The organism is Bifidobacterium magnum, from assembly GCF_000741255.1.
GTDB lineage: Bacteria > Actinomycetota > Actinomycetes > Actinomycetales > Bifidobacteriaceae > Bifidobacterium > Bifidobacterium magnum.
The window spans coordinates 94,909-105,580 of record NZ_JGZB01000006.1 but is presented as its reverse complement, the minus strand read 5'-3'; the positions used below and the strand labels follow the sequence as shown (position 1 = coordinate 105,580).

The following is a 10,672-nucleotide window of genomic DNA, read 5'->3' as shown; positions in this document are numbered from 1 at the left end:
CCGATACGCGCGAACCCCGTGCGCCGCGCACGCGTGTGGGCGGCCTCGACCTGGCGGATGCTTGCCGGCGAGCAATGGGCGGCCCGCGATAAACGGGAAGAAAACGGCGCGGGAGGGGAGCGGCCGCCTTGTCCAACACCACCAGCACAGTTACAACCATGAGCGCAACACCATCTTCCAGCAGCATCCATGTCGTACGCGGCTCCAACGATTTCCTCGTGGGCCGCACCGTGCGCGAGCTGGTCGCCGACCTGCGCGCCGCCCACCCCCGGCGCCGACGTGATCGAACTGGACGCGTCGCATGCCGGCGCGCTCGACTTCGACCAGGCCACCGCGCCCAGCCTGTTTTCCGCGCGCAACATCATCGTGCTCGCCAATTTCGCGTCCGCCGACGACCATCTGGCCGACCGCGTGCTCGCCTACGCCACCACGGCGCACGGCGAGACGGATGCCGACCTGATCGTCAGCCACGACGCGGGCAACCGCCGGCGCGCCGCCGTCAACAAACTGTTGACCGCAGGCGCGCAACTGCACGAGCCCGCCGCGCCGACCACACCCCAGGCGCTACGCGAATACGCCGTCCAACAGTTCGCGACACGCGGCCGGCGCGTCACGCCCGACGCCGCCCAACACCTGGCCGACACGCTCGCCGGGAATCTGGGGGAACTTGACCGCCTGGCCGAACAGTTGTGCCAGGATTACGACGACAATCCCGTCACCGCCCAACGCGTCAACCAGTACTTGAACGCCAGCCCGCACGTCAAAGGCTGGAACATCGCCGACATGGCGCTGGCGGGCCGCGCCGGACAAGCGGTGGTCGCATTGCGCGCCGCGCTCGACCAGGGCGACGAGCCGATCACGCTCATCGGCGCGTTCGCCAGCAAAATGCGCGCGATCGCGCAAGTGAAGACCGCGGCGAACGGCAAAGAGGCCGGCATGCCCCAATGGTTGTATACGAAAACGAAAACCATGGCGCGCCAATGGAGCGACCAAGCCGTCGCCGCCTGCATCGGCAAACTTGCGTGGGCCGACGAACAATGCAAAACCACCGGGTCGAACGGCCAATACGCGCTCGAACAGTGCGTGGAACTCATCGCGCGGCGCGGACGGTAACAACCCCGCACACGTATAGTTATTGGAGGCAACAAGGGAGGCAACCCATGGAAGCATACACACGAACCGCCGCCACCGACACCGACATGCGCGCCCTGGGCGCCGCCGTCGCACGCCACGTGCGCGGGGGAGACGTCATCCTGCTCAGCGGCCCGCTGGGCGCGGGCAAAACCACATTCGCCCAAGGATTCGGCCAAGGGCTGGGAGTGCGCGAACCCGTCGTGTCCCCAACCTTCACCATCGCCCGCGAACTCGAAGGCGCCTTCCCGGACGGCACGCCCGCGCACCTCGTGCACGTCGACGCGTACCGGCTGGGCGACACCGCGTACATGCCCGGACAAAACACCGCCGACCGCCTGCTCGACGAACTCGAAAGCCTGGGCCTCGACGAAGAACTCGAAGACCCGGGCGAGCGCACCGTGATCCTGATCGAATGGGGAGAACAAATGGCGGCGGCGCTCGCGCCCGAACGACTCGAAATCCGCATCGACCGCGGAGAGCCCGGCGACCTCGACACCGACCAGCCCACCAGCGACGGCCCGCGCACCGTCACCATCACCCCCGTGGGCGAACGCTGGAACGGCCGGGAGAGCCGCTAACCGCATTCCCCGCCACGAACTATATTAAAAAACAGCAAACAGCATCACCAGACAGAAACCGGCAAGCATGCACACCCTCATCATCGACACCTCATACGGATCCACTGTCGGCATCCAGGGCCACCAGCCCATCGTCCAACCCGACTCGCGCACCCACGTCGAACAACTCCAACACAACATCGGCCAGGCGGCGGCCGACGCGGGCATCACCCCGCACGACATCGAACAGATCGTCGTGGGCACGGGCCCCGCGCCGTTCACGGGACTGCGCGCCGGCATCGTGGCCGCCAAAGCCATCGCCTACGCTACAGGCGCGCAACTGCTCGGCCAAAACATCCTCACCCCGCAAGCCGCGCTCCTGCAGGAAGCGCGCCGCCACGACACCACGCTCGACACGCATCCGGAACTCGCCGCGCTCGAACCTGCCGGCGACGGGACACGCCACCTGGCGCTCGCCGTCAACGACGCGCGCCGCAAGCAGCTGTACTTCGCCCTCATCGACACGACGGGCGACCTGGGCGACACGAACAGCTATCCGATCCCCATGGACATCGACTATCCCGAGTCCATCGCCCAACGCGTCAACAACGCTGTCACGGAGCTCGAGGCGCGCCACCCCGGCCAGCGCGTCACCGTCACCGTCGTCGGCCACGGCGCCGGCAAATACGCCGACGCATGGCAGGGCTTGCGCAACCTCGAAACCGTGATCGCCTCCTCCGTGCTCGACTACGGCGCCGAGGGACTCGACATTTTCGCGCGCTGCGCCCAACAGGACCCCGACGCGCACGCCAACCCGCAAGCGCTCGAACCGCTCTACTTGCGCCGCCCCGACGTGTCCGTGCCCAAACCCCTCAAACCCGTCCTCGCCGCCGAACCGGACACGCACGCCGCATGATCACCAGCATCAGCAACGTCGACCACCACACCGCCGTCGACGCCATCAGCCAACTCGAAACCCGACTGTTCGGCAAAGGGGCGTGGACCCCGGGCATGGTCGAACAGGAACTCGGCGCGCCCGCCCGCACCTACATCCTCGACACCGCCACCGCCCAGGCCGCCGGCCCGGACGACATCAACGGATACGCGGGCTACTGGTACGACGGGGACGACGCCGAACTCATGACCATCGGCGTACGCCCCGAACGCCAACGCCAAGGCATCGCCCGGCGCATGCTCGAACACCTCCTCGCACAAGCGCAAACCCAAGGCGCCCGGCGCATGCTCCTCGAAGTGCGCGTCGACAACACGCCGGCCATCGTGCTTTACGAATCCCTCGGATTCACACGCTTGGGACTGCGCAAACGCTACTACCAGCCCGAAGGCGTTGACGCATACACCATGAGCAAAGACCTCGCGCCACGAATCGCAGGATTCAGCGCAAACTGACCGGCCGCAACCCCCAAGGAAACGGCCGACACCCGCACGAACACCACAGACAGAAGAAGACGCAAATGAGTGAACCAATCGTACTGGGCATCGAATCAACCTGCGACGAAACCGCCGCCGCGGTAGTACAAGGACGCACGCTACGCTCCAACGTGGTCGCCTCCTCCATGAACGAACACGCGCGCTACGGCGGCGTCATCCCCGAAATCGCCTCCCGCGCCCACGCCCAAGCCTTCGTGCCCGTCGTCTCCCAGGCGCTCGCCGACGCGGGGCTGACGATCGACGACGTGGACGCGATCGCCGTGTCCGCGGGGCCGGGCCTGGCCGGATGCCTGGCCGTGGGCGTTTCGGGCGCCAAGGCGCTGGCATGGTCGGCGAACAAGCCTTTGTACGGCATCAACCATGTGATCGGCCATATCGCCGTCACGCAACTGCAGTTCGGCCCGTTCCCGAAGGACACGCTGGCGTTGATCGTCTCGGGTGGCCATACGTCCCTGCTGCATGTGGAGGATGTGGCGCGCAAGGTGGACGTGGTGGGTACCACGCTTGACGATGCCGCGGGCGAATGCTTCGACAAGGTGGCGCGCCTGCTGGGATTCCCGTATCCGGGCGGCCCGCATATCGACCGGCACGCCCAGCACGGCGACCCGCACGCCATCAAGGTGCCGATGGGCCTGACCCAGGGCAAGGCCGGCAAGCAGCATCCCTACGATTTCAGCTTCTCGGGCGTCAAAACGGCTGTGGCCCGCTGGGTGGAGCAACAGCAGGCCGCTGGACGTCCCGTTCCCGTGGACGACGTGTGCGCGTCGCTGGCCGACTCCGTGGCGACGGTGCTCGCCAAGAAGGCCATGACGGGCTGCGAACAGTACGGTTCCAAGACGCTGATCGTGGGAGGCGGATTCTCCGCGAATTCGCAGCTGCGCGCCAAACTGCTCGAGGAAGGCGCCAAGCATGGCGTGGAAGTGCGTATCCCGCAGATCAAGCTGTGCACGGACAACGGCGCAATGGTGGCGATGTTGGGCGTGAACCTCGTGGAAGCGGGAGTGGCGCCGTCCGACCCGGATTTCCCGATCGACTCGGCCATGCCGATGGACCGCATCGTCATGTAACGTGCGACACGCCGGTTTGCATCATTGGCAATACCGGCGTATATTCACATTCTGTTGCGTGAACGCAAGCGATCGCGGCAGACATATTCCTGCGTAGCTCAGTTGGCAGAGCGTTCGACTGTTAATCGAAATGTCGCTGGTTCAAACCCAGCCGCAGGAGCCAACAAAAACCCGCCGACAACCGGCGGGTTTTCTTGTATGCGCCGGACGTGACCGCTATTCGGCCAGGTAGTCCGCGTACCGGGCTTCCCACGCCTTGAACTCGCCGCGCAGCGCGTCCTTGCGCGTCTCGTCCAGGAACGACGCCTCGATCGACATGGCGCCCAGACGCGCCAGGTCGCGCCGCGTAATTGTCAAGCAGATACCCGCCGAAATAGGCCGGATCGTCCGCGTTGACCGTGGTGATGACACCCGCGTCCATAAAATCGCGGATCCGCAAATCCTCCAACCGTTCCACGCCATGCAGCCTCAGGTTGCTCAACGGACAACGCGTCACAGGAACACGCTCCTCGGCCAAACGGGCCATGACCGCCATGTCGTCCAACGCGTGCGACGCATGGTCGATACGTTCGGCGTGCAAACAGTCCAACGCCTGCGTGATATAGGAGGCGGGACCTTCCTCGCCCGCATGCGCCACACAACGCCAACCCAGCGCGCGGGCCCGTTCGAACACGTGCGAGAACAGTTCCGGGGGATAGCCGCGCTCCGCGGAATCCAAGCCGATACCAAGAATGTCGTCCGCACGCGAAGACGCCACATCCACCATATGCTCCGCGTCCTCCACGGGAAGGTCGCGCACAATCGACAGGATCAACGCGCCGGAAACCCCGAACCGTTCCCGGCCCTCACGAAGACCGGCAAGCAAACCGTCCAACACCATGTCAAAATCCAGACCATTCGCCACATGCACCTGAGGGTCGAAAAACACTTCCGCATGCCGCACGCCATCACGGGAAGCGTGTTCCAGGTACGCGAGCATCAAATCCCTAAAATCGTCCGCCGTACGCAACACCGACATCAGCCGGTAATACAAATCCAAAAACGACTGCAAATCCGAAAACTCGTACTGGCGGCGCAACTCGTCCAAACCGGATCACGGCAGCTCCACACCATTGCGCGCCGCCAAACGCAACGCCAGCTCCGGCTCGAGCGTACCCTCAATATGCACATGCAACTCGGTTTTCGGCATAGCGGAAAACACTTCACCAAACATGCGGTCAAACATACGGTTGAATCCTCCTCCTTCAATCCCACACCATCATGGGAACATAGGTTGATACGGCATTGTACGCGCACCCCCAAGCGGCACGCCGCAACACCATCCGAACCGCCCGCACCTGCACACCACAAAACCTGCCACAATAAACGGCAACCACAACCATCGATCAAACAGGCAACGGAGACCAACATGAACCACGCAAGCTATACCATGCCCAAATGGTACGAAATGCCAGGACTACAAGCATTAATCGTCGTCACCATCGGATCAATCATCTTCCTCATCATCCTCACCATCTACCGCCACCACCACGTACAACACACCAACCAGCTGCTCGACACCATCAGCCAAGGGGACAGCTATCAGCAAGTAAGCACCACCATCGGCAAACCCGGAACCCTCATCGACGAACACGGCGACACACAAACCTACCGGTGGCCACGATACCGGCGACAAGCCAACAACAACCGCGCCGTCACCGTATCCATCGAATGCACCTTCACCAACAACCAGCTGACACGCAAACGCATCCACGGCATCTAACCCGCCAAAACCAGCCAAATACGGTACGGCGCTCGCCGACACTACACCCCATGGCACCAATCCGCAGAGCCAAAACCCAAAATGCCGGCGCTCGCAGCCGGGAAACGGGATCACAAGATCGGTAGGCCCGGCTCGTCGACCGCGGGCTCGCTTAACGGGCGCACTATGGTACGGAACATGGCCGCAAGAAGACTGGTATCGCCCGTGAGTGTGGCCGCGCGGGACGCTTCCATGTTCTCCCTCACGCCCGCCTGGCCCCAGTCGATCCGGTATCCGGCGTCATGCGCGATCGCGTCGAAAAAGATGCGCTGGCTACGCCCGTTGCCTTCGCGGAACAGGTGCAACGAATTCACCTGGTCATAATGCGTCGCCAGTTTCAAAACAAACCGTTCATACGGCAATCCCCGGAGCAGATTGTCGTCCCGCAAGCTCTGCTCGCAATACGTTATGGCGGTCGGGAACATTCTGACAGGATGAAACATCGTGCCGCCTTTTGAAATGTCGATCCGGCGGACCTCGCCGGCCCAATCGTACACGTCCCGGAACAATTGGCGGTGAATATTCCGCAGCTGGCCGATCAAACCGGTCGCACGCGGCAGTCTGGCATACAGCTGGGCGGCGCGCAACGAAACCACATCATTCTCCGCAACCGCCAACTCGGCGGGATCCGCGACACCCAACCGGTTGCGCAACGTACACGTCCCCTCGACCACATAAGGGTCAGGGCCGCCAACCGACCCCATGGCCGGACGCCCAGCTTTCCAATATGCCGCCCGATGCTCAACCAGAGCCTCAATGGAAGCCTCGCCGTCAACCCACTCGCGAAAATCCCCAACAAGCTTGCCGCTCGGCTCCAACCCCTCAAGACGAGCGGACGCGACAGCCCGCGAAACCGCATCCAAACGCTCGCGCCGGTCCTTACCATTCACAACCATGTCAACTCCCTACAAGCCATTCCGAACACACCAACGTCACGCCACCTCAATATGCGTACGAGGCCGATACGCGGTGGTATGGCTCATCACCAAAGCAAGCAGCAGCGAAGAAGAGTAATCCATACCACCCAGCACGGGCAGCATCTGCATGGCGCCAATCATGGCCTGCTCCCAATCAAGCCTCATATACTCCAACACGCCGTCCACAACAGCCAGACGCACCACATCCTCACCGGCCCATCCCATCACGCAAACAATCAGACGCATGATCCACCATCGCAACAGGCCCCGCCCCGACAATATCCGCTACATCCTTGCCGCCATCCACCACATCCGGTGCCTCCCACAAAGACACACTCATATCCGCAATCGCATACGCATCCTCATACACACGCTCCAACCAATCATGAAACGCCACAACAAACCCATCCGCCACACTCTCAACATTCACCCGATACGGATAATTGGCATACACGCGCATACCCATTCCCCTCCACACAAACCAAAATCAACAACCAACCCGGCATCAGCCACACCAACACAACCAGCCAAACCCAGCCCAATTCATCAAAACCAGCCAAAACCCAAGCCGGCGCTCGCCGTTGTAGGCGTAAATATTCCTTTTATATGTAAACTATATAGGAAATTCTCTTAAACCCTCACGGAGCGGAGCCGAAAATAATGGTAGTTTCTGGGAGAAAATTTTCTAATTCGTACCGGTAGGGGAACAGCGGATCGTCGCCTAAGCTGGAGATCATGTCTCGCAACACGGAAGATCGTAAAGCGCTGGAACTGTTGAATCAGGAATCCCGGCAGGAACAAATCGGTTACTACAGGAAGCCGTTCATGGTGCTGTGGGCCGCCGTGCAGGAAGCTTCCGTGGAGTTGGAAGAGGACTACGACATGAGCGCGGACGTGGCCCAGTTGTGGGTCGCGGAACGGCTGCGCCAGGTGGCCGATTCATTGGTGGATCGGCTTGCGGAAAAGGCCGCTTCAAGGGGAGTGAGCAAATCCAATATCGCGCGTGCCGCCCAGTCGAGTCCGTCGAACGCCACACGGCGTTTTCCGCGTCTTGACGAGCGCCAGTCCACAAGCCAGCGCATATTGATCGACGAGGTCCTCGACAGTTTCGATGCGGATCTGTGATCCGGTTTATTTGATTACGCCTATTTGATAACGGCGACGATTTTGTCGGACCGTTCCGCCGCGCTGCCGAAAACGGTACCGTCAATATATGTGGTATTGTTGAAATATCTCAGTCTGAAGTAATATCACCCATCGCTTCACTCACTTTTCCACACCACCTCATCTTCTGACCAACAAACAAAATCAAGTATCCGAACCCGTCACGCCACATTGACCCAATTTTGTAAGGCAATAAACCACCGAGGTTCCTCCAGATGGCGCCACGCCACGCATTTCAGGCACAGTGTGAACAGTGCGGCCGCAACGATGCGTCTCGCAATAGGGCAGGAGATGACATGGAGATGACTCGATTACCGCATGGCGTTCCAAGCGCAGGCAGCCAAAACCGTAAGTCTCGATATCGGCGGATGTGGCGATGGATGGAAGCATGTCGCAAACGGATGCGTGCATGCTGGACTCTGCTGATCCTGGCGTCCTTGACCGGTGCAGTCGGCATATATGCGGCCCGATCCATCACCTATGCGTATGCGGACGACCTTGATGAAACCTCGTGCGAGTCGATTATGGCGATGCCGATTGCCCATGGTCATATCATCACCGAATTTGTGCGGCCGCCCACGCCTTATGCTTCAGGCCACCGAGGGATCGATATTCAAGCGAGTAGAGGCGATACCTTGTTGGCTCCCATGGACGGAATCGTCAGTTTTTCCGGCAAAGTGGGTGGGAAATCCGTGGTAAGCATCACGCAGGATGTGTGGATAGTGTCGTTCGAGCCCGCAACCACCTCATTGCGAGTGGGAGATGCCGTAGGCAAACGCGACGCATTTGGCGAAGTATCCGGATCGTCCGACCATTGTGACGGCCGCTGCGTGCACTGGGGAGTACGAAAACAGGGAGAGTACATCAATCCGCGCACGGTGGTGCAACCACGACAAATAAGGCTGCTACCCGTGAGGTAACAGCCTTATTGGCATGATTCGTGTGGCGGCAAGCGGTGATCAAAATAATGAGCAAACGGCTACATCATCACAGACCCGCGTCGGCAAGGGAAACATAACCCGGATCAATGAGCGCCGTCTTGAGATTCTCGGCACTGATTGGCTCTATGTCCATGTGCAAGGTGGGAACGCGCGTTCCATCAATGGAAGTTGAGGTGGCGTACTGCAGCTTTTCTCCACGATTCAGTTCCGAGGCGAGTTGCGCGGTCTGGTGCGCAACCTCGTCACGGTTGACGAATCCCGTGATCCATTGCTTGCCGTTGACAATGGACGGGAGATTGCTGACATACGCGCCATATCCCGTAACAATGGGCCACTGCTTCGTGTTCTTGGATTGCGTATTCTCGGCTGAGGAAGACTGTTCACCCTGCGGCCGCGGAACCTCATCCTTGTTGAGATCCTGCTTGCCACCCAGCGAATTGAGGATGCTGGAGAGCGTAATGGAAGGATTGATATCCACGGCCGATCCCGTATAGCCGAGCTTGTCGAGTTCCTCGACCACACCGGACGCTACGAAATCGTTCATGGCGATAATGCCGTCAATAGTGGCATCCTCCTTGTCGGTCTTGCGCAGGCGATCCTGCAGCGCCTTTTCAATCTGGTCCGACTTGGTGGCGTTGATCGTTACGGATTCCCAATCTTTTTGCGTGGAGTTCGCGGCAAGCGTGCGGGACGGGCTGATGGCGACACCCTTGTAGAAATACGGTTGCAGCACTGACCATACTCCGGCGAATGCGTCTTGCGCGAAATACGCATTTTCGGCATTGTCGGCGTCGTAGGGCAGTAGCACTTCGATACGCTTCGGATTGTCAGTGGTCGCCTTGTCCAATTGCAGTTTGGCCGCCAACTGCGTGGCCTGCATGGCGCCAATCTGTTCAGGAGTGGAAAGCGACACGAAAGCGTCCGGAACGAATCCTTGAATCGTGTTCGAGACCAGGACCACGCGCATGCCGGAATCCTTGGCCAGCGTCAGCGCGGAACGCAAACGCTGTATGGCGTGTGCCGTGTCCTTGGAATCGGTGCCCGACTGTGTGGTCATAGGCGACTGGTCCACAAAATCGCCGTAATATTTTGTGGCTTCGTCGGAAGCGAAGGCGGGAGCCACCACGAGAACGTTGTGGTGGGTCGCATCGGAATTGGTGTCGTCTTTGCCGCCCCGGTCATTGGACTTGACATGGTCGACCACATAGTCCTGAATGTCCTGGCTCTGTTTTTCCAGAGAACTGCTGGAAGTGGTGTCGATGTCACTCTTGTCGAAGCCTTTTTCTTGGAGCGCTTTGGCGAGCGCCGGAGTCCAGGAGTCCCAAGTGTTCAATGGGGTGGAGCTGGAGAGCGCGATGCCGTCATTGGGCGTGAAGATCGCGACATTGCCGACGGTTTGCTGTTCGGACGTGCCGTTGGCTTGCTGTGGTGCGGCCGATCCGCATCCCGCCGCCGCGCACAGCAGTCCGGTACATACCAATGATGCAAGGATGTGGCGCAATGATCCAGCTCGTACCATGTTCATTAAATTCTTCTGCCTTCCGCGACGGGGCTATGAGTCTGTGATCATTGTAATCGTATGACCGAATGCTTGCGGAAAATGGCCTGCGCCCGGCTGTATGCGCCGAACGCAAGCCATGTG

13 protein-coding genes, 1 tRNA gene and 1 pseudogene are annotated in these 10,672 nt (G+C 60.6%); 9 read left to right on the top strand and 6 right to left on the bottom strand.

Annotated features, from left to right (window positions below; all coding sequences use genetic code 11):
* Positions 1-189: 189 nt before the first annotated feature.
* The 6 genes from holA (at position 190) to BMAGN_RS06305 (ending at position 4,370) form a co-directional block, all read left to right on the top strand.
* The gene (gene holA, locus BMAGN_RS06330) at positions 190-1,113 is read left to right on the top strand and encodes a DNA polymerase III subunit delta (RefSeq protein WP_051892937.1); all 924 of its coding nucleotides are present in this window, start codon (positions 190-192) and stop codon (positions 1,111-1,113) included.
* 47 nt (positions 1,114-1,160) lie between these two features.
* Complete coding sequence (gene tsaE / locus BMAGN_RS06325) at positions 1,161-1,712, top strand: tRNA (adenosine(37)-N6)-threonylcarbamoyltransferase complex ATPase subunit type 1 TsaE (protein WP_022859495.1); 552 nt, start codon at positions 1,161-1,163, stop codon at positions 1,710-1,712.
* A gap of 67 nt (positions 1,713-1,779) precedes the next feature.
* The gene (gene tsaB, locus BMAGN_RS06320) at positions 1,780-2,607 is read left to right on the top strand and encodes a tRNA (adenosine(37)-N6)-threonylcarbamoyltransferase complex dimerization subunit type 1 TsaB (RefSeq protein ID WP_022859494.1); all 828 of its coding nucleotides are present in this window, start codon (positions 1,780-1,782) and stop codon (positions 2,605-2,607) included.
* On the top strand, positions 2,604-3,098 hold the full coding sequence (gene rimI, locus BMAGN_RS06315; protein WP_022859493.1) for a ribosomal protein S18-alanine N-acetyltransferase: 495 nt from the start codon (positions 2,604-2,606) through the stop codon (positions 3,096-3,098). Before tsaB ends, rimI begins: the two co-directional genes overlap by 4 nt.
* 65 nt (positions 3,099-3,163) lie before the next feature.
* The gene (gene tsaD, locus BMAGN_RS06310) at positions 3,164-4,207 is read left to right on the top strand and encodes a tRNA (adenosine(37)-N6)-threonylcarbamoyltransferase complex transferase subunit TsaD (RefSeq protein WP_022859492.1); all 1,044 of its coding nucleotides are present in this window, start codon (positions 3,164-3,166) and stop codon (positions 4,205-4,207) included.
* 87 nt (positions 4,208-4,294) lie between these two features.
* A tRNA-Asn gene (locus BMAGN_RS06305) sits at positions 4,295-4,370 on the top strand.
* Positions 4,371-4,423: 53 nt separating this feature from the next.
* Here the strand turns inward: BMAGN_RS06305 and BMAGN_RS08550 are convergent.
* Both BMAGN_RS08550 and add read right to left on the bottom strand, forming a co-directional pair.
* The gene (locus BMAGN_RS08550; RefSeq protein ID WP_238548770.1) at positions 4,424-4,564 is read right to left on the bottom strand and encodes a hypothetical protein; all 141 of its coding nucleotides are present in this window, start codon (positions 4,562-4,564) and stop codon (positions 4,424-4,426) included.
* Between the two features lie 43 nt (positions 4,565-4,607).
* Positions 4,608-5,396: pseudogene (gene add, locus BMAGN_RS06300) on the bottom strand (adenosine deaminase); the annotation flags it as partial.
* A gap of 258 nt (positions 5,397-5,654) precedes the next feature.
* On the opposite strand from add, the gene BMAGN_RS07910 reads away from it, so the two are divergent.
* Complete coding sequence (locus BMAGN_RS07910) at positions 5,655-5,969, top strand: hypothetical protein (protein WP_152593233.1); 315 nt, start codon at positions 5,655-5,657, stop codon at positions 5,967-5,969.
* A 110-nt stretch (positions 5,970-6,079) separates the two neighbouring features.
* Here the strand turns inward: BMAGN_RS07910 and BMAGN_RS06295 are convergent, their stop codons facing one another.
* From BMAGN_RS06295 to BMAGN_RS06285, 3 genes are read right to left on the bottom strand one after another with little or no spacing between them, the layout of a single operon-like run.
* Positions 6,080-6,904, bottom strand: a complete 825-nt coding sequence (locus BMAGN_RS06295; protein WP_022859490.1) for a Fic family protein — start codon at positions 6,902-6,904, stop codon at positions 6,080-6,082.
* 36 nt (positions 6,905-6,940) lie between these two features.
* The gene (locus tag BMAGN_RS06290) at positions 6,941-7,171 is read right to left on the bottom strand and encodes a hypothetical protein (RefSeq protein WP_152593232.1); all 231 of its coding nucleotides are present in this window, start codon (positions 7,169-7,171) and stop codon (positions 6,941-6,943) included.
* Complete coding sequence (locus BMAGN_RS06285) at positions 7,134-7,385, bottom strand: hypothetical protein (protein WP_152593231.1); 252 nt, start codon at positions 7,383-7,385, stop codon at positions 7,134-7,136. The genes BMAGN_RS06290 and BMAGN_RS06285 overlap by 38 nt, the downstream gene beginning before the upstream one ends.
* Positions 7,386-7,660: 275 nt before the next feature.
* Between BMAGN_RS06285 and BMAGN_RS06280 the strand changes: the two genes are divergently transcribed.
* Both BMAGN_RS06280 and BMAGN_RS06275 read left to right on the top strand, forming a co-directional pair.
* Positions 7,661-8,050, top strand: a complete 390-nt coding sequence (locus tag BMAGN_RS06280) for a hypothetical protein (RefSeq protein ID WP_022859487.1) — start codon at positions 7,661-7,663, stop codon at positions 8,048-8,050.
* A gap of 335 nt (positions 8,051-8,385) precedes the next feature.
* Positions 8,386-9,009: a M23 family metallopeptidase gene (locus BMAGN_RS06275; protein WP_160257200.1), complete on the top strand. Its 624-nt coding sequence runs from the start codon at positions 8,386-8,388 to the stop codon at positions 9,007-9,009.
* Positions 9,010-9,076: 67 nt separating this feature from the next.
* Here BMAGN_RS06275 and BMAGN_RS06270 read toward each other — a convergent pair whose 3' ends face one another.
* Entirely contained in the window at positions 9,077-10,555 is a 1,479-nt protein-coding gene (locus BMAGN_RS06270; RefSeq protein ID WP_033510538.1) for a substrate-binding domain-containing protein, read from the bottom strand.
* Positions 10,556-10,672 lie beyond the last annotated feature (117 nt).